Here is a 19,645-nt window from a genome sequence, read left to right on the forward strand (position 1 = left end):
GCCTTTTTTTATGAAATGGGTTCCATATTCACTTAAAGCAATCCAGCCCATTTTAATCCATGGTATATACCGTCTTCACTAACATCCTTTGTCACGTGATTCGCAAGTTTTTTCAAATCTTCATGACCATTCCCCATCACAATACCTGTCCCTACTGCTTCAATCATTTCCAAATCATTTAAGCCATCTCCAAATGCATACACTTGTTCACGGTTAAATCCTAATTTCTCAATGAATTTCTCAATTCCTTTTGCCTTAGAACCACCATTTGGAATAATATCCATTGAATACGCATGCCAACGAATAAAATGAAAATCTGGGTACTGATTAATAAACTTTTCTTCTTCATTTACTTCGCAGAAAAGCAGAGTTTGATAAATATTACGTTTCTCATAGAAATCAGGTTCATATGCTGGATGTTCAAAGTTTAAACTCCCAAAACCTTCTTTCACATAATCATGATATTCCACTGACGCTCTCATTTCTTGATGATCAAGATATACAAGTGGATATCCTTCTTGTTTTGCAAACTGAGTAAACTTATGTAGAGCCTCTGGGTGTAACGGATTATTAAATATTGTCTCATCTTCAAATACAACGTACTGTCCATTAAAACTAACATAATTATGTATATTGAGTTCCTTACGAATATCTTCAAACATAAATGGCGCACGCCCTGTCGCAATCGCTACGTGCACACCTTTTTCTTGTAAATCTTTTACTGCATCACGTGTAGATTGCGGAATTTTTTTATCATGATCTAATAATGTTCCATCAATATCAAAAAAGACAATTTTATCATTCATTTGTCAAAATCCTTTCTGGCACTCTATATTCCTATTTTAATTATCACTTTTCAAATTTCAAAAAAAAGTATAACATATTAAACATCTGTGAAGAAAGCGTTCACTTTCTGACCTTATTTATGAAATATGCATATAATAATAGTAAAAAAATGTGGATACTTGTTCGGATGAATTTTCTTTTCTATTCTTCCTCATACTATATCTATAACTAACGGCTACTAATCGTTACTACAGGATAACTTACACTATACTAAAAAGAACAAGATTCACTATTCACTTCTAATCTTCTTTCTTGTACGGGAGACGGAGTTATCATTAGTAACATGCATGTTTAAAATAAGGAAAGGAAGGAGTAATCATGCTGAAGAAGCTGAAGAAAAAGCTCAAGCGTTATTTAAACGATTTAGTCCGTAAGAAGACAATCGCTTAAATTGTGCCCATTTCGGGCTTTTTCTTCATTCCCATTCGAAAAAACATGAAAATCATGACTGTTTGCTTTATAATAAGTAACAGATAATGCAAAACATAGACAAGGAGAGGTTTTCCCAATGATTTTTAAAGTATTTTATCAAGAAAAATTAACTGAGGTCCCAGTACGTGAAAATACAAAAGTTTTATATTTAGAGGCTACGTCTCAAAAGGATGTTCGTAAAAAATTAAATAAGTTCGCATATAATATCGAGTTCGTTCAGTCTGTTACTGGTAATCATCTTGAATATGAAAAACAAAACGCTGATTTAATATTAGCGGAAATCGTATAGTCATATGAAATTTCTAAAGAATGATCAAGCTGCCGTTTTTGCTTTAGGTGGACTTGGTGAGATCGGTAAAAATACATATGCTGTTCAATTTCAAGATGAAATTATTATAATTGACGCTGGAATTAAGTTTCCAGAAGACGAACTCCTCGGAATCGATTATGTAATACCAGATTACACTTATTTTGTGCGAAACGAAGATAAAATTAAAGGATTATTCATTACACATGGTCACGAAGATCATATTGGTGGAATTCCTTACCTATTACGTCAAGTGAACATTCCGATTTATGGCGGAAAATTAGCAATTGCACTAATCAAAAACAAATTAGAAGAGCACGGATTACTTCGTAAAGCAAAACTTTATGAAATTCAAGAAGATGATGTTATTAAATTTAAAAAGACATCTGTTTCCTTCTTCCGTACAACTCACAGTATCCCAGATTCATACGGAGTTGTTGTAAAAACACCTCAAGGACAAGTCGTTCATACAGGTGATTTCAAATTCGATTTCACACCAGTCGGTGAGCCAGCAGATTTAACAAAAATGGCCGAAATCGGAAAAGACGGTGTACTTTGTCTCTTATCTGATAGTACAAACAGTGAAGTACCAAACTTTACGATGTCTGAGCGCCGTGTTGGTGATAGTATTCAAGATATTTTCCGCAAAGTAGAAGGTCGTATTATCTTCGCAACCTTTGCATCAAATATCCATCGCTTGCAACAAGTTGTTGAAGCAGCTGTTGAAAACAATCGTAAAGTGGCTGTATTCGGCCGCAGTATGGAGGCAGCGATTGAAATCGGACAAAACCTTGGTTATATTCGCTGTCCAAAGGATACATTCATAGACACATCTCAGCTAAACCGCCTACCAGCTAATAAGGTTGTTATTTTATGTACAGGTAGTCAAGGTGAGCCGATGGCAGCACTTTCACGTATTGCTAATGGTACTCATCGTCAAATTCAAATTATCCCTGGCGATACAGTTGTTTTCTCTTCTTCACCAATCCCAGGCAATACAATTAGTGTAAGTCGTACAATTAACATGTTGTACCGTGCTGGCGCTGATGTAATCCATGGAAAACTGTCAAACATTCATACGAGTGGACATGGCGGACAAGAAGAACAAAAACTAATGCTCCGTCTAATTAAACCGAAGTATTTCATGCCAATTCATGGTGAGTATCGTATGCAGCGTATGCATATGAAATTAGCTAATGATTGTGGTATTCCAGAAGAAAATTGTTTCATTATGGATAATGGAGATGTTCTTGCTTTACGTTCTGATGAAGCAAGCGTAGCTGGGAAAATTCCATCTGGCTCTGTCTATATCGATGGAAATGGTATTGGAGATATCGGGAATATCGTATTACGTGATCGTCGCATTCTTTCTGAAGAAGGACTTGTTATTGTAGTTGTAAGCATTGATATGAAAGAATTTAAAGTTGCAGCAGGACCCGATATCATCTCGCGTGGTTTCGTTTATATGCGTGAAAGCAGCGATTTAATCAACGATGCTCAAACATTAATTACAACACATTTAGAAAAAGTAATGGAGCGAAAAACAACACAATGGTCTGAAATTAAAAATGAGATTACAGACACATTAGCACCATTCCTATACGAAAAAACGAAACGCCGTCCAATGATTTTACCAATCATTATGGAAATATAAGAAAAAGGACAATGCCGAGGAGGCATTGTCCTTTTCTCTTATCTTAAAAAATGCTTAAAACGATCTACTTCATCGTCATGACCAATTACAATTAATATATCTCCCGCTTGAATGTTTTCTGTAGCTCGAGGAGATACGATAACTTCTTTTCCACGTTTAATTGCTACAATGTTCAAACCAAACTTCGCACGAATGTCTAATTCAATTAAAGAGTGTCCATCAATTTTTTTATTTGCAATAATCTCTACAATACTATGCTCATCTGAAAGCTCTAGGTAATCTAACACATTACTTGATGCAATATTATTTGCAATCCTTTTTCCCATATCTCGTTCTGGATGCACAATATGATCGGCCCCTATTTTACTTAGCACTTTTTCATGATAGTCATTTTGAGCTTTCACAGTAATATTTTTCACACCTAATTCTTTCAAAATTAACGTTGTTAAAATACTTGAATTTAAATTATCTCCAATAGCAACGACTACATGATCAAAATTGCGAATACCAAGACTTTTTAATACCATCTCATCTGTTGAATCTGCAATCACGGCATGCGAAGCTATATTTGCAAACTCATTAATTTTATCCTCATCTGAATCAATTGCCATTACTTCCATACCTAATTGAGCGAGTTCTCGGCAAATACTCCCACCAAAACGTCCAAGCCCAATAACAGCAAATTCTTTCTCTTTTTCGCCCACAGGAATTCCTCCAATAATATCAAATACTATGTACTTTTATTGTAACATACTTTAGATTCGCTACAAAAAGCTGTATATAATTCTTATTTTTGTTTTTGCATATAAAAATACTGTTGTAAATAAAATGCGATACCGAAAATTAACATACCGAATACAAAAATATTTCCAAATGAACTAAATGTTTCAAAAACAAACAATAACGTTTCTTGTCCGAAAAAAGCAAATAATAGTTGTGTAAATGCGAATACCAATGCCAATATATAATGATGTTGATGGAACAAATAATGTGTCGCGCCTAAAAAAGCTATAAACGAAACAATAAAAATCCACCAAGTTTCTAAAAACAGTTGCCAATTAGTAAATTGATATCCATTTACTAATATCGCAATAATTCCTATAACTGCCATCGTCGGCACACTCCATAATAATGCACGCCCTCTAAAGAAGCGTGTACCTTTTGCATCGCCTTTTTCATTTGCAATGTATGTTAGCACGACAGTACTTATATACAAAACCGAAAGGATTGTTAAAACAATGATAAGCCAAAAATGTAATTGATAATATTCATGTTCTATATTCGTCACGATTGCAGCTAACATACACGGAATTAGCATTCCTGTCCAACCATCTACTTTTCTTTCATTCCAAAATACCGTATTACCAATCCGAATTCCTAATAGCATAAAAATAATGATACCTAGCACAAATAATGTAGTCTTATTCCCTACTAAGCTCGTTGAGAAAGCAATTAATCCAATAAATAAAAAAAGAACAAATCCATTCATAATTTCTAGTACAGGTGACAAATATCTTTTCACCCATTTGTATGTTTCTTCATATTCACTATTATTCGCTAAACGATAGGCGTAAAAACTTATCCCAAAATAAACCGCCGCAATAATAACATATGCATATAAGACGAAACATAAAATCGCACTGCTAATTTGCACGTAATTCCCCACCCTTTTTTCTATGTATCACATTGATTTTACACACTTTTCATACTAAAAGTAAACATATATAAGTAGTTAAATAATTATCTTCTTTATTAGCAATAATTAATAATGAGCAGTGGCTAAAAACCCCCTGCTCATTATTAAAACACCAAATGTAACTTTACTCATTTGAATGAAAATGTCTAACACTAACAAATATGAAAGATATTTTCGTCTCGGAACTAAGAAGTCACCACTCTAAACTGTTGCAAAATTAGCGCGGGAGTTCACTTTCTATTTCCCTTCCACTTCACATATTGATTTAAAAATACAATCACTTTCTCAATAACCTCTTCGTCGGGTTTTAATTTTGCATGATGTAAACCATATTCTGAATTTACTCCAAGCCAAAACATAAATCCAGGTATCTCTCGAAGCATATAACCAAAGTCTTCACCTGTCATTGCCTCCGTACATGTAATTACGTCCATATTCGTTTGTTCACGTGTAAATTGCATAAACTCTCGCGTTAACTCTTCATGGTTATACACTTGATGATACATCGCTCCGTAGTCAATAACAGCCTCACATTGAAAAGAAGCTTCTATTCCCGCAACAATTGCCTCGATTCGGCTTTTAACACGTTTCATTGATTCCACTGATAGCGTTCGAATTGTTCCTTCTAAACGAGACTTTTCTGCGATGATGTTTTGGACTGTACCACCTGTAATTTTCCCAATTGTAATTACCGCACTGTCAAGAGGGTTCACATTACGACTAATAACTGATTGAAGTTGTGTAACGAGATGACTCGCTGCAACAATCATATCATTTGCTGTATGCGGATATGCAGCATGTCCACCTTTTCCTTTTAAATCAACGTATAACTCTGATGTATTCGCAAATAATAAACCTTCTTTTGTAGCAATTGTTCCCACAGAGTATTCAGGCGCAATATGAAGCCCAAGAATCATATTCGGCTTCCATTCTTTTAACTCTTCACTTTCTAACATAGGAAGTGCACCACCTGGCCCTTCTTCAGCTGGTTGGAATATAAACACAAGATCATCGTCTATTCTTTCGCTTACAGCCGCTGTTAGAAGTCCTAAACCGATTGTTGTATGCAAATCATGTCCACATGCATGCATCATTCCTTCATGGACGGAAGAAAATTCATACCCAGTTTCCTCTGTAATTGGTAGACCGTCTATATCTGCACGGTAACCTATTATTTTTTCTGGATTTTTTCCATTTACTTTAACAATTACACCTGTTTTCCATGTTTTCAATTCCAAATATTCATTAGGAAGCGTTCCTATATAGTCTAAAATATACCGTTGTGTTTTCCACTCTTTAAATCCGATTTCCGGAATTTTATGTAAATCTCTACGAACTTGAACAAATTTGCTTACTGTCATTTTTGCACCTCTATCTATAAAAAGCGCAAGAGCACATTCATGCTCTTACGCTTTTTGTTTTTTATTTCTCTGGGTTTAATTGACGAAGCTCTTGTTTAATTTCAGTTTTTGCTTTTGTCTTCTCATCAATTTCTTTAATTACACGTGCCGGAGTTCCCGCAACAACTGTATATGGAGGCACATCTTCTGTTACAACAGCTCCTGCTGCTACAACTGCACCTTTACCTACTGTAACGCCTTCTAGAACAACTACATTTGCACCAATTACAACATCGTCTTCAACGATAACTGGTTTTGCAGAAGGTGGCTCAATAACACCCGCAAGTACAGCTCCTGCACCTACGTGACAGTTTTTACCAACTGTTGCACGTCCACCAAGCACTGCGTTCATGTCGATCATAGTACCTTCGCCAATTACAGCACCGATATTAATTGTTGCATTCATCATGATAACAGCATTGTCACCAATTTCAACATTATCACGAATAATTGCGCCTGGCTCAATACGAGCTGTAATACCTTTTAAATCAAGCATTGGAATTGCAGAATTACGACGGTCGTTCTCAACTACATAGTCAACAATGTACTTGCTATTTTCATCAAGAATTGTCTTAATTTCAGACCATTCTCCGAATAATACACCAGATTTTTTATTTACAAATGCTTGTACTGTTTCAGGGAATGTTACTTCTTTTAAATCCCCTTTTATGTATACCTTTACAGGAGTTTTCTTTTCACTTTTTTGAATAAAAGAAATAATTTCGTTAGCGTCCATCATTTTCATTCTTGTTGCCTCCTAAATCCATTTATAATGTTACTCTACCAAACGATAGGGCGAGTAGCAAGACAATAATCTTATTTTTCCATTTGAATTTCTTCTATAATTTCTAAAAATGCTTGCACTTGCTTCAACTGCCTTGCCGAGTCACTCGTCAATAACCATGTTTCTCTCGTTAATTGAACAGGTGTTTTATACATGTTTTCCTGCACTTCTTTTAAAACAGTCGAAGGTAAAAGAGCATAGCCTATACCATTTAAAACAAGCTGTTTGCACGTTTCAATTTGGTCAACTACAATCGTTCGCTTAGGTGGATTGGAAAATAATCCATACCACCAATTTTGTATTTGTCCATAGTAGGTCGAATCACTTTTAAATTGAATAAAAGGTCTATTCGTCTCTTTCAACATTGTAATATCTTTTATTTCTTTATCAACTAAGTATAATTCATCTTCAAATAATTGTTGCTTCTGACCTTTATATTCTTGTGTCCCTCTTAATATGGCGACGTGAACGTCTCCTTCATAAAATTGCTTTTGCACTTCACTACTCCAGCCAGTAAACAGAGATATCTTCACAGAAGGATACTTTTGCACAAATTTTTTCAAAACAGGTGGAAGCCAATATTGACCAATGACTGACGCAACAGCTATTTTTAGCGTACCGTATGTTTCCGTTCTAAAAAGAGCCAGTTCACTTTTTATATCTTCTTCTTTTTGTAACATTTCTTTCGCATAATTTGCAACTTTTTCCCCTTCAGGTGTAATTGTCAATCCTTTTTGTGAACGAATAAAAAATTTCATTCCCCATTGTTTCTCCATAGATTGTAATCGTTGACTAAGCGCAGGTTGGGAAACAAATAAACGTTCCGCCGCTTTTCTCATATTTGATTCCTGAGCTAACACAACCATCATTTGAAAATCATCGATTTGCAACTTTCTCCCTCTTTCCTTAGCTTCCATACACCTAATTCTAATAAGCATTTCATCTTTAATTTAATTGAATAATTTTATACATTAGAACGGTTTGTTAGTTCAAACTTTTCTTATGTTTTATGTCCTTTTAAATATAATACATACACAACTGATATGCACGAAAAAAAGTGACTTCTCCTTTTCTGTGAAGTCACTTTTCCTATGTTATCGATTATGCTGTCTCACTTTTTTATTCAACAATTTTAAAATAGCTCGGCGTGTCAAAATACCCTCGAAGTAACCTTCTTCATTGACAGCGCAAATAAAAGGATGATCAATTGTCATTTCTAAAGCTTTTGCAAAGGAATCTTCTAACATAAGAACTGGAATCTCTTCCTTCATCACTTGTTCCACTTTCATATTCTCAAGTCTTTCAAACTCAATGCGCTCTAATCCTAAAATACCATCTAAAATCATAGCAGTACTAATCAACCCATGTAATTTATACGTAGGGTCTAAAACAGGAATCGCCGAATATCCAGATTTCACAAGAACGAGTAAAGCATGTTCTAAACCATTCCCTATTTGGACATGTGCTACTTTTTCTGATGAAATCATTAAATCCTTCACAAGAATTTGTTGAAACTCATCTTTCGGAATACTAATCATGTTACATCCCCCATTTTCCCTTTTTCCTGCTTATATTCTCTGATCCTATTCACATTTTATGATAGCGTTTTCATATTATTATTTTGTCCTGACATTCTTCTAATAAAAAAGATACACAGCTATTTTAGCATACAACATAAAAAAAAGACTACCATTCCGGTAGCGCTTAATACCCTTTATTTTTTAATCGGTAAAACAATCTTGTGATTTTTTTATATTGTGTCACATCTGTCTGTTTTAAACCATTCTCAATGTCTGTAAGCTCCACCGCTAAAATTTCGCTCGCATAATTTTGCTGAAACAGAATATCCAACAATAAATCTTCTTCTTCTCTCGTTAAAACAAATTCCTTTTCCATATGTCCCTCTCCTTGCCCTCGCATCATCACTCTTATTATATAAAATTTTCAACTTATTTAATAGATGTAATATTCAGTTTTTAATAAAAGTATTTAACGAACATATAGAAACCATTTCACATTATTTCGTATACCTGTTCGCATAACTAAACGCCGCATAAGCATCCGGTTTAATTTTTGCTGTTAATCCCATCGCTTGAATTTTCTTCGTCATATCTAAAATAAATTCTTTTGTTAAACCATCATTCCCAATATCTAAATGAATTTCCATTATGAATCCCGCTCCATCTTGAGCGTATGGGTGCAATAAATCCCAGATTGTTTGTATATGATTTGGAGTAAATAGACAGGCAATTTCTTGACTAAACTGCGTTTCTAAATATATTTTCTCTCGCAAAGTTGCTGGCTTATTTTTTACTGATTTATGGTGCAAACATCCCCATGCTCCTTTTCCAACCCGATGAATATGTATCGCTGTAATAAACCTCGTATCCTTTTGATGTGCTTGTGAGTCTGTCCCAATAGATAATCGATATAAATTTCGCGGATCCTTTTCAATGAAACTACAAATGCGGTTAAATACCATATCAAAATTCAAATGTCTCTCAGAAACATTATAAAATGTATGTTCACCGTCCACATAGTCACGTCCTTTCAATTAGACAGACTTTTCGTATTCTCATTGTATGGGACAAAAACAAAAATTATAACTCACTACCCTTTATTCGTTTCAATATTTCGGATTACATAATGACAAAACCTACACGTATAAATTACATTTTGATTAGACTGAGCAGTTAATACATGATTAATTTCAGCATGACTGTGACAATTAGGACAAATAACAATCGGTAAGCGTTCCATCCTTTTCACCTCCTATTACTATTTACTACCATTGTAGGAAAAATAAAAAATTCCTATACATATACATTTGTGGAAGTTCTTTTATTTCATTGCGACTTCCACTAATGTATAGCCTATTAATTAATATAACTAAAAAAGGTACTGCCAAATGGCAGTACCTTTTTTATATGTATCAAGAAATGATGTCGTAAATCTCAATTGCCACCATGTCGATGTTGTCGAATTGATACACTTGAGGTTTTTCACCTTGTTGATACACTTCTAACTCATACATTTCACTTTTATCGAAAAATTTCACGCTACATTTGCGCTCACCGTTCACTTCAAAATAGCGTTGTGCTACTTCACCGCTTTCAGCTTGTTCTTGTAGACTAACAAGTCGAGTTAAAATTCCTTGGAGTAGAGACATGAAATCTCTCCTTTCTCTGATCTTCCTACCAATAGGTTTTACAGCTATACTCATTCTATCCGTCATAACAGAAAAAATGTTCCACACTCTAGGATAAAGGTTCTTGGCCAGAAACTCAACTAAAATTTGTCGAAATACGAAGGAAAAAGAAGAAAGAATATCTTTTTCCTTCTTTATTGCTCTTTTTATACTGACAGAATATAATAAAACACAGAAAAAGGGAGGAATTACAATGAAAAAAATTGAGGTTTATACACAGCCTGATTGTCCGCCTTGTACCATTGTGAAAGAATTTTTAAAACATAATGACGTTGTGTATGAAGAATTTGACGTAAAAAAAGACGCCGCTGCACGCAATCGTCTTTTATATGACTATGACTCCTATTCAACTCCAACAGTTGTAATTGACGGAGAAGTTGTCGCAGGTTTTCAAATTGAAAAATTACAACAGCTACTTGGTATAGAATAGGAATAGGGAGAAACCTATTCCTATTCTCATAATTGTTGTAACCTTTTTATTTCAGCCAAAAGTTCCTGACTTTCATGATACCCTGCTAATTTCCATTTCCCATTATCCTTTTGTAATGTCACAATTTGATATTGTCCACTTTTTGCCCGTTCATAGACGTATAAATTTTTATGTTCCTCATCATATGACATTTTTGTTTCTGAATTAAAGGAAAACGGAGCTTCTTTTGCTGGAAGTAAATACTCACCACTTTGTTTTTCATTTCTACTGTTTTCATCTGTAAAAACTTGAAGGAAATTATTTGTAAAATATGGTGATAACGTCTCTATCATCTTATTCATTGGTATTTGCTTCCCTCGAATTGAAAATTGCGTCTCATAACCTTTTTGTATCGTTGTAAACACTTCTTTCCGATCCACTTTCACTTCTTCTTTCCCTAAAACAGTTGTGACGCTATAGCCAACTAGAAAGGCAACACATATAAATAGAACAAACCATATTCCATATTTCCTCATTTTTTCACCTTCCTTTTAAAAGAGCTTGTCTTTGTAGTATTCATTGTAACAATGATTATGCAAAGACAGGGATGATTTCGTTCGTAAAATCTTTACAACGATAGACAGCATTTTCATTATTATTTTCACTATTACCAATTTATGATAAAAACAAACAAAAAAATGCACGAATCTCTTCGTGCATTAAAATAAAACGTCTTCTTCATATAAATATTCATAAGATAAATCTATAAATAAAAAGTTTTCATCATCAATCGGAAAAGAAAATGTTCGTACCATTTCACCAGTTTCAATATCGGCATATAAATCCGAGAGCCTTGCCTTATTCTCAAAACGCATTTTCATGATATTCTCGAGAAAATACGGACGCCAACTCCAGTTTTTCATATAATACTCCGGCATCACAATCCATTCCCCATCTTTTTTCATAACATTACCTGATTGCTGGAAACCATCTTCATTACAAATAAATATCCGAAAACTACATTGTGATACACTTTGGCTAAATTGTAATAACCAGTCATTTATATCTTCATTCTTTTTTTGTTTTGACAGAACATCACCAATTCGATCACGTAACATCTCTGTTAAATTATAAATTTTTTGCAACTTCTTCTTCTCATGCAGAATAAATTGATGACATTCATTACCAAGTCGCTCTTTTAAAACATTCGTTTCAATAAAATCAGGTAAACATTCTTTCAAATAATTACCTTGATAATATCTACCACCGTTTTTCCAAGCATATTGTAGTTGATAAAAAGCATCAATCTCTTCATATAACAATGTCGCACCAATTCTTCTAGCAAGTAAAGATAAGGAATATAAAATATCTTGATAAGATTGTAAAAGTGCAGTTTGCCTTAGGTTTGTTAAATCTACTTTTAAAATATCCGGTGCTAACACGCTAATACGTTCTAAATTACTTGTACCCGTTCCTACTTTATTAATCGAAATTTGAATACCATATGTACGATAATACATCAGCAAATGATTAAATTGCTCGATATCTTCTTTACATTCATGTTCTGTAATCTCTAAAACAATGTGGTTCAAATTTAAACCTTGTTTTTCATACATCAATAAAAGTTGAAGTAAACTTTCATCTTCATCATTCATTAATACATTGGCATTCCGATGTATAAATAATAATAATTTTTGATCTGTTTCTAAATACCTATTTAACGCTTTTTCTACTATGATATTATCCGCTTCCAGTTGGAACTCACTCGGAATAGAATCATCATGGAAGAAAGACGCTAAACTTTGTATGCCCTCTTCTGTTTGAATACGTCCTACAACTTCATATCCAATTACTGTATGCTCATCAGCACTAAAAATAGCTTGATAATAAGGAAGGACTTTATCCAAGTTACTCATTACATCTAATGCATCTATCAACGTGCTTCCCTCCCTTTACTTTTCAAAAATTATAACACGATATTTACGGAAAAATAATAAAAAATCCCTTCAGTTTTCCTGAAGGGATTAGAGGGGTAAAATGCTAAGGGGAATTAGCAATTCTACTATGAAGAAAAAAGAGGTCTTAAATATACCGTATATATTCCCCTTTGTAAACACCTTTCTCTAATGTGTCACAATTCCGTCACATTTTACCGGAGAAAAATGAATACATCATCCATTTTTCATCCCTTTTAAAATGGATATTGATGCAAATGTTGGCCACCATCCATTGTCATACAAGTTCCATTTATGTATGCAGCTTCATCTGAACATAAATAATAAGCTAGACCCGCGATTTCTTCTGGTGTCCCCAACCTACCAAGTGGGACACTCTGTATTGTACGCTTAGCCATTTCTTCTGAAATCCATAATTTATCGGCACCGCCCGTACGTTCAATCGGCCCTGGTGCGATAGCATTAACTCGTATCCCATATTTACGCCCCCACTCAACAGCAAGCGTTTTAGTCATCGCTAATACACCAGCTTTAGCTGCTGCTGAATGAATAACCCCTGGCCCTGCATCCCATGCATATGTTGCCACCATGTTAATGATATTTCCTTTTATGCCTTTTTCAATCCAATATTTTCCGACAGCCTGGCTACAATAAAATGTACCATTTAATACAATATTAATGACCGAATTCCAGCCATTCACTGATAGGTCCTCTGCTGGACAAATAAAGTTTCCAGCTGCATTATTTATTAAAATATCAATTCGTCCAAACTTCTCATCAATATGCTCAATCATCTTTTGAATTTCATCCGTATTTCGTACATCCATTTGTACAGGCAATACTTGCCCCGGAAACTGTTCAATCTCTAGCTTTGTTTCTTCTAATTTTTCTTTTGTACGTCCTGTAATAACAACTCGTGCCCCTTCTTTCGCAAAACGAGTCGCCATTCCTTTTCCCATTCCACTTGATCCACCTGTTATAATAACTACCTTCTCTTTCACATACATCCCCTCCAAAAAATGAATACACATTCATTTTATCATTTTATTTAACAGAAATCTTTATATTTTTAATATTTTCTGATATTTTAACGTAAAGAGGTTTCTTTTCGTTCATTTTTTCTTAATCTATACTACTTTTTTAATATTAAAAATATATTTTTAAAAAACTGAAAGGAGATTCAAGTAACCTGTATATGAAAAAAATTACAAGAAGAAATTTTTTAAAAGCTGGAATACGCACTTGTCTATATTCATTTATAACCGCTAGCATCGGCTATTATTATGCTAAATATATAGAACCCTATTTGCTTTCCTTTACCCAACACACACTTACATCACAACTCATACCAAAAAGTTTTCATGGTATGAAGATTCTTCAATTTAGCGATTTACATCTAGGATACTATCTCTCTCTCCAACATTTATCTCAAATCGTTTCCAAGATTAATGCTGAAAAGCCAGATATTGTCCTTTTTACTGGTGATCTCATTGATGATTATCAAACATATACCGAGGCTCCTTTTGTGGCATCCATTTTAAAGAATATACAAGCACCCTTCGGTAAATTTTCTATTTATGGTAACCACGACCATGGGGGATATGGAACCGAATACTATGATCACATCATGCGTGAATCTGGATTTGAACTTTTACAAAATAGTGAAAAGCGAATTCGTTTACTGGATAATAGTGAAATTTCCATTTTCGGACTCGATGATGTACTACTAGGTAAACCAAAAATAGCGGAAACTTTACAGCACGCAAAACAAAATATTTATACAATTGTTCTCGTTCACGAACCAGATATCGCGCCACAAATCGCTACATATCCAATCAACCTTCAACTTTCTGGTCATAGCCATGGCGGACAAGTACAAATTCCTTTTTTAGGTGCTATTATTACCCCGTCGCTTGCAAAACAATATATTGAAGGTTTCTATAACATTCAGGATTTGATTCTCTATGTCAATCGAGGTATTGGAAGAACACGTGTCCCATTCCGCTTTATGTCAAAACCCGAAATTACACTCTTCACCCTACAACATTCGTAACAATTCGCCTATTTTCTTACTTATCCTTTCTTGTACTCGCTCATCCACGCTTGGTCCACCATATGATAAAAATGAGTCCAATAAAGGAGGTTTGTTCATGTATCCATATTACCAACCTATCCCAGTTCGTTCAGCACCTATTGGCCCAGCAGGCGACTCACGCTTCTTTCCATTTTTCGGTGTTCCATTTCTAGCCGGAATTGCTGGAGGATTGCTCGGCGGAGCATTAGCTTTCGGCCCTAGACCGTTTTATCCACCTTACCCACCACCAGCACCTTATCCTTGTTACGGAGGGCCTTGTCAACAACCATACTATTACTAATTTAAAACAACGATTCTTCCACTTTTATTCTCTCAACTAAGCGATCCATCATACGCATATAATAAAAACTATTCTCCCTACTCATTCTTCCACTTTTGAAACACGTGAATAGAGACAAAGTAAAAACCTCTTAATCGAAATTAAGAGGTTTTTACTTTGTCTCTATTATTCAGCATCTGTATTTTGATAAGCCAACTTAAATAAACTCACTTGGCTATCAATTTCTTCTGCACCACTATTAATAATATAATAATAGTCACCATCTTTATTTTGTTCACGTGTTTTCACATTATCAGCTAAAGTAAGCTGTAAAATTGCCTTTATTCTCGCTTTCATTTCAATATCTAAAATTGGGAAAGATATTTCTACTCGTTTTTCCATATTTCGTGTCATCAAATCAGCTGAAGATAAGTATATTTTCTCATCTCCATTATGATGGAAATAATAAATACGACTATGTTCTAAATATCTTCCCACAACACTAACTACACGAATATTTTCACTTACATTTGGAATCCCAGGTCTTAAACAACATGTCCCTCTAACGATGAGCTCTACCCTTACCCCAGCTTGCGATGCTTCATACATTTTTTTTATTAACGGTTTATCTGTTAACGAATTCATCTTAGCGATAATATATCCATTTCCATATTGTCTATGGTAACGGATTTCCTCATCTATTAAATCCATAAATTGCTCTCTTATATCAAATGGTGCAACAGATAAATGATGAAAATGCGGTTTCGTTGTATAGCCACTCAAATAATTAAAGAAATTTGTTGCATCTATACCAAAGTCTTTTCGCGACGTAATATATCCAAAATCGGTATATAACTTCGCTGTTGCATCATTATAATTTCCGGTTCCGAGATGTACAAACCTTTCAATTTTTCCGTTTCTTCTTCTTACAACTAACGTAATTTTACTATGCGTTTTCAAGTGACTTACTCCGTAAATAACGTGACATCCGGCCTGTTCCAATTCTTTAGCCCAATGAACATTATTCTCTTCATCAAACCTCGCCTTTAACTCAACCAATACCGTCACTTGTTTCCCTTTTTCAGCCGCTACCTTTAGCGCCTGAATAATCGGAGAATCTCCACTTACACGATATAATGTTTGTTTGATTGCAAGTACATTCGAGTCATCTGCCGCATCACGGACAAAATCAACGACTGGCTGAAACGACTCGAAGGGATGGTGTAATAAAATATCATGTTCTATCGCTTTTTCAAATACATCTTCCTCATCACCTAAATCTTGAGGAGGTTGAGGAATAAGAGCCGGATATACTAGATGTTCATATAAAGGCGCTAGTTTTTTATATAAGGAGAATAAACATGTTAAATCTAACGGTCCATCCATCATGTACACATCTTCATCTTTTACTTCCAACACTTCATACAATAACGCTAACACTCTTTCATCAATGTGTTCTTTACCGACTTCTAAACGAACGGCAGCTCCCCACTTACGCTTTTTCAATTCTTTTTCAATTACTTTTAATAAATCGCGTGCACCTTCTTCATGGATTGTTAAATCCGCATTACGTGTAATACGGAAACGAGTAACGGGTGATACGTTATATCCTGTGAATAATTTATGAGTAAAACCACTAATTACATCTTCTAATAAAATAAATTTATGTTTTTGTCCTTCACTCGGTAAAAATATGAAACGCTCCAGTAAAGAAGGCACTTGGACAATTCCTAACTTCGTGCGATTTTCTTCCTCTGCCTGCTTCTCATCGTATAAAATAGTAGCTAAATTCAAGCTTTTATTTAATAACATAGGAAATGGACGATACGCATCAATAGCTACAGGAGTTAATACCGGAAAGATTTGTTCATCAAAATATTCTTCTATAAATTCTCTCTGCTCTTTCGTCAAATCATGGAATGTTAGACGCTCAATCCCCTCTAGTTCAAGCGCTGGCAATACATAACCTTTAAACGTGTCATACTGTACAGTCATTAACTCATGAGCTTTTATCGCAATCTTATTTAACTGTTTCTTCGGTGTTAAACCCGCTTTATTTTCTGGCTGATTAAATCCGGCACTTACTTGATCTTTCAAACCTGCTACGCGCACCATGAAAAATTCATCTAAATTTGAACTGAAAATACTAATAAACTTTAATCTTTCTAAAAGTGGATTATTTTCATCTTGCGCTTCTTGTAGTACACGTTCATTAAAAGCTAGCCAGCTCAACTCACGGTTATTATAATAAGCTGTATCATTTAAATTTACTAAATTCCCCTTTAGCAATTCCATTCTCTTTACACTTCCCTTTGAAACTTTTTCACTATAATTTAGTTACTTTTATTTTATCAAATTACTATATTCCAAAGTGTTATTTTTTTGTAAAGACATCCGTACAACTTAACGTTTTGATTCAAATGATAAGTTAATATTCGTTTTCAATACTCTTTCCAGCTGCTTTTTTTGCTTTTCAGCTTGTACTTTTTCTGATAACGCCGATTGCTCACATACAATTCTAAATGTTAATCCTTCTTTACTTTCTGTTATAGATATCGTTTCAACAAGCGATCTTTGTCTCACATTTAAAGCAGCTGAAAATTGCAAAACAGCTCCTAATAACCGAATTTTTTTTTGTTCACTTTTCTCAAACCAACCTTCAAATGGAGCTAAATGTTGTTTAAATAACATTTTTGATTTGTATGAGGCAATAAGCGCTAATCTAACTCGGTCTTTATGCATCATACCATCAATTGTTTTATTCGCTAGTAAATAAAACGTATGTAATCGGCTCGCTTCTTCATCTATGTACTTCCCAATATTAAATACTTTCGCCGCTTGATGGAATATTTCCCAGTCTTTTTCCGACATAGAAATAAGCCCTACTCCTTCAAGTTGTTTACAAATCAATGTTCCTTGTTTAATAAGTTGAATTACAAATTCCATATCCATTTCGTATTCAAATGATAATAGATGTAAACTTTCTTCTACTACGTTTGGATAGTATGAAATCCCCAAATCTTTCGTTAATTCTTCATAGAAAACACCTTCTCTTAATCCTTTTTTACTCAATACAAATGCCGGTGCCTCTATAACGTTAACAAGTATATGAAAGACTTCGATAGCTGGAATAATCGTATCCGCTCGATCTTTTGCTAACCCCTCTAACTTTTGAAGCTCTATGAACGACAATTCTTTTAATTCCTCTTTTACATGTTGAATATCTTCTTCTTTCATTTTGTATAAATGTAATCCAGCTATAGGATAACAAATTAAATTTTGATGGATTTTCACCAAGTTCCTCGCACTCCCACCAATTGCGATAAGAGGTAATTTTTTATCGATTAACCATGGTAACGTTCGAAATTGATTCCATAAATAGTTTTTGATTTCCTCTAACTCTTCTGTAGTAGGAATATCCCCTTGAATAAATTGTTGCTTTAAAGAAAGTGCTCCAAAAGGAAAGCTATGATATTCTAAAATTTCTCTATTTCGGAAGTATGTAACTTCTGTGCTTCCCCCACCAATATCAACTGTAATTCCTTCTGAAAATGAAGTAGAATTCATAACTGCTAAATAACCGTAACGCGCTTCTTCATATTCTGATAAAACTCTTAGAGTAAAATCTGTTTGTCCTTCAACAAGTTTTTTAATTTCATCTTGATTCTCTGCCTGTCTAATTGTTGCCGTTGCGACACAAAGCACATGGTGTAAATTATGGAATCGTGTACTTTCTTGAAATTGAAATAATGTTTGTAACAATACTTCTATTCCTTCTTCACTTAATACACCATCTACTAAGTAATTTCTTAACCTAGCGACCACTTTCGTATTTTCAATCTCTTTATAAAAGCCTCCGCTTTGTTTTTCATAAATAACTAAGCGCATTGTATTAGAACCAATGTCTATAATGGCATATTGTTGTTTTAATATTTCTTTCAAACTTCTCACTCTTTCATTATCAAATTTCTGAAACATATTCTATTACTATTATACAAAATAGTTGTTTTTTGTAACAATATTGCTTTAATATTGAAAATATATACAATTACTTTTTGCATATAATAAAAACCCATTTTATTTATGCTATAATAAGGAAAACTTGAAAGGAGATTCAATATGAAACCTTCACAACCACAATCTCAATTACATAACCAACATTCTATTAATAGACTAGCTCAATCTATTTTCGTTGTGAATCGTCATGCTAAAGCTGCAACTAACCCTAAGTACTTATACTGGTTAAAAAAGACTGCTTTAGAACGCTTAATTACTGAAAAGAAGGCTATCAAAGAAGGATTACATTTTTCTAGAAATCCACGTTTTAGTCAACAACAATCCGATGTCCTTATACGTTTAGGTGATTATTTTTTCCATATCCCTCCTACGAAAGATGATTTTCGCACCCTACCACATCTTGGTCACCTTGAATCCTCCTATCGAAATCCGAAAACAACCTTATCTTTAACAATAGCAAAAAAAACACTGCAAGATTATATTGGTCCTGAAGCATTAAAACAAGAAAAAAAATTAAGCGAACCAGTTCCATGGTATAGCCGTACCTATACAAAAAAATAAAACAGTTTGGCCAATTATAGGC

The 19,645-nt window shown here is 34.2% G+C and carries 22 protein-coding genes; 6 read left to right on the forward strand and 16 right to left on the reverse strand.

Features of this window, described 5'->3' with window-relative positions; genetic code table 11:
- Window positions 1-32: 32 nt before the first annotated feature.
- A complete protein-coding gene (locus tag BAU27_RS17675; protein ID WP_071771530.1) occupies window positions 33-806 on the reverse strand; it encodes a Cof-type HAD-IIB family hydrolase in 774 nt (257 codons plus the stop codon).
- Window positions 807-1,354: 548 nt separating this feature from the next.
- On the opposite strand from BAU27_RS17675, the gene BAU27_RS17685 reads away from it, so the two are divergent.
- Together BAU27_RS17685 and rnjA are read left to right on the forward strand one after the other, a co-directional pair.
- A complete protein-coding gene (locus tag BAU27_RS17685; RefSeq protein WP_060632082.1) occupies window positions 1,355-1,567 on the forward strand; it encodes a DNA-dependent RNA polymerase subunit epsilon in 213 nt (70 codons plus the stop codon).
- Between the two features lie 4 nt (window positions 1,568-1,571).
- The gene (gene rnjA / locus BAU27_RS17690; RefSeq protein WP_000670372.1) at window positions 1,572-3,239 is read left to right on the forward strand and encodes a ribonuclease J1; all 1,668 of its coding nucleotides are present in this window, start codon (window positions 1,572-1,574) and stop codon (window positions 3,237-3,239) included.
- 38 nt (window positions 3,240-3,277) lie between these two features.
- On the opposite strand, the gene BAU27_RS17695 is transcribed toward rnjA, so the two are convergent.
- The 10 genes from BAU27_RS17695 to BAU27_RS17740 form a co-directional block, all read right to left on the reverse strand.
- Entirely contained in the window at window positions 3,278-3,943 is a 666-nt protein-coding gene (locus tag BAU27_RS17695; protein WP_000504032.1) for a potassium channel family protein, read from the reverse strand.
- An 83-nt stretch (window positions 3,944-4,026) separates the two neighbouring features.
- Entirely contained in the window at window positions 4,027-4,893 is an 867-nt protein-coding gene (locus tag BAU27_RS17700) for a cytochrome C oxidase assembly protein (protein ID WP_071771531.1), read from the reverse strand.
- A gap of 272 nt (window positions 4,894-5,165) precedes the next feature.
- Window positions 5,166-6,296, reverse strand: coding sequence for an N-acetyldiaminopimelate deacetylase (locus BAU27_RS17705; RefSeq protein ID WP_071771532.1), 1,131 nt, complete (start codon window positions 6,294-6,296; stop codon window positions 5,166-5,168).
- Between the two features lie 61 nt (window positions 6,297-6,357).
- Complete coding sequence (gene dapD / locus BAU27_RS17710) at window positions 6,358-7,080, reverse strand: 2,3,4,5-tetrahydropyridine-2,6-dicarboxylate N-acetyltransferase (RefSeq protein ID WP_071746885.1); 723 nt, start codon at window positions 7,078-7,080, stop codon at window positions 6,358-6,360.
- Between the two features lie 71 nt (window positions 7,081-7,151).
- The gene (locus tag BAU27_RS17715; RefSeq protein ID WP_071746886.1) at window positions 7,152-8,036 is read right to left on the reverse strand and encodes a transcriptional regulator CcpC; all 885 of its coding nucleotides are present in this window, start codon (window positions 8,034-8,036) and stop codon (window positions 7,152-7,154) included.
- Between the two features lie 177 nt (window positions 8,037-8,213).
- On the reverse strand, window positions 8,214-8,657 hold the full coding sequence (gene cbpB, locus BAU27_RS17720) for a cyclic-di-AMP-binding protein CbpB (RefSeq protein ID WP_000623577.1): 444 nt from the start codon (window positions 8,655-8,657) through the stop codon (window positions 8,214-8,216).
- 166 nt (window positions 8,658-8,823) lie between these two features.
- Window positions 8,824-9,015: an antirepressor AbbA gene (gene abbA / locus BAU27_RS17725; protein ID WP_071771533.1), complete on the reverse strand. Its 192-nt coding sequence runs from the start codon at window positions 9,013-9,015 to the stop codon at window positions 8,824-8,826.
- A 121-nt stretch (window positions 9,016-9,136) separates the two neighbouring features.
- A complete protein-coding gene (locus BAU27_RS17730) occupies window positions 9,137-9,655 on the reverse strand; it encodes a ribonuclease H-like YkuK family protein (RefSeq protein WP_071771534.1) in 519 nt (172 codons plus the stop codon).
- Between the two features lie 74 nt (window positions 9,656-9,729).
- Complete coding sequence (locus BAU27_RS32380; protein ID WP_071746889.1) at window positions 9,730-9,879, reverse strand: hypothetical protein; 150 nt, start codon at window positions 9,877-9,879, stop codon at window positions 9,730-9,732.
- Between the two features lie 172 nt (window positions 9,880-10,051).
- On the reverse strand, window positions 10,052-10,288 hold the full coding sequence (locus tag BAU27_RS17740; protein WP_000055151.1) for a YkuJ family protein: 237 nt from the start codon (window positions 10,286-10,288) through the stop codon (window positions 10,052-10,054).
- A gap of 232 nt (window positions 10,289-10,520) precedes the next feature.
- Here BAU27_RS17740 and BAU27_RS17745 point away from each other — a divergent pair, with 232 nt between their 5' ends.
- Entirely contained in the window at window positions 10,521-10,757 is a 237-nt protein-coding gene (locus BAU27_RS17745) for a glutaredoxin domain-containing protein (protein ID WP_000717868.1), read from the forward strand.
- Between the two features lie 26 nt (window positions 10,758-10,783).
- Here BAU27_RS17745 and BAU27_RS17750 read toward each other — a convergent pair whose 3' ends face one another.
- The 3 genes from BAU27_RS17750 to fadH all read right to left on the reverse strand — a co-directional run bounded on the left by BAU27_RS17750 (window position 10,784) and on the right by fadH (window position 13,692).
- Window positions 10,784-11,272 (reverse strand): DUF3993 domain-containing protein, encoded by a 489-nt coding sequence (locus tag BAU27_RS17750; RefSeq protein WP_001233796.1) that lies wholly within the window; start codon window positions 11,270-11,272, stop codon window positions 10,784-10,786.
- A gap of 183 nt (window positions 11,273-11,455) precedes the next feature.
- Window positions 11,456-12,673: an EAL domain-containing protein gene (locus BAU27_RS17755; protein WP_000564312.1), complete on the reverse strand. Its 1,218-nt coding sequence runs from the start codon at window positions 12,671-12,673 to the stop codon at window positions 11,456-11,458.
- Window positions 12,674-12,927: 254 nt separating this feature from the next.
- Window positions 12,928-13,692 carry a 2,4-dienoyl-CoA reductase gene (fadH, locus tag BAU27_RS17760; RefSeq protein WP_071746890.1) on the reverse strand — a complete coding sequence of 255 codons (765 nt, stop codon included), beginning with the start codon at window positions 13,690-13,692 and terminating at the stop codon, window positions 12,928-12,930.
- Window positions 13,693-13,886: 194 nt separating this feature from the next.
- On the opposite strand from fadH, the gene BAU27_RS17765 reads away from it, so the two are divergent.
- A complete protein-coding gene (locus BAU27_RS17765; RefSeq protein ID WP_071746891.1) occupies window positions 13,887-14,744 on the forward strand; it encodes a metallophosphoesterase in 858 nt (285 codons plus the stop codon).
- 97 nt (window positions 14,745-14,841) lie between these two features.
- Window positions 14,842-15,066 carry a hypothetical protein gene (locus BAU27_RS17770; RefSeq protein WP_071746892.1) on the forward strand — a complete coding sequence of 75 codons (225 nt, stop codon included), beginning with the start codon at window positions 14,842-14,844 and terminating at the stop codon, window positions 15,064-15,066.
- Window positions 15,067-15,231: 165 nt separating this feature from the next.
- Here BAU27_RS17770 and BAU27_RS17775 read toward each other — a convergent pair whose 3' ends face one another.
- Complete coding sequence (locus BAU27_RS17775; protein ID WP_071746893.1) at window positions 15,232-17,340, reverse strand: polyphosphate kinase; 2,109 nt, start codon at window positions 17,338-17,340, stop codon at window positions 15,232-15,234.
- A gap of 108 nt (window positions 17,341-17,448) precedes the next feature.
- Entirely contained in the window at window positions 17,449-19,023 is a 1,575-nt protein-coding gene (locus BAU27_RS17780) for a Ppx/GppA family phosphatase (RefSeq protein WP_139254665.1), read from the reverse strand.
- Window positions 19,024-19,164: 141 nt separating this feature from the next.
- Between BAU27_RS17780 and BAU27_RS17785 the strand changes: the two genes are divergently transcribed.
- Entirely contained in the window at window positions 19,165-19,623 is a 459-nt protein-coding gene (locus tag BAU27_RS17785; protein ID WP_000804854.1) for a YkyB family protein, read from the forward strand.
- Window positions 19,624-19,645: the final 22 nt, after the last annotated feature.

This window comes from Bacillus sp. NH11B, from assembly GCF_001884205.1.
Classification (GTDB): domain Bacteria; phylum Bacillota; class Bacilli; order Bacillales; family Bacillaceae_G; genus Bacillus_A; species Bacillus_A proteolyticus.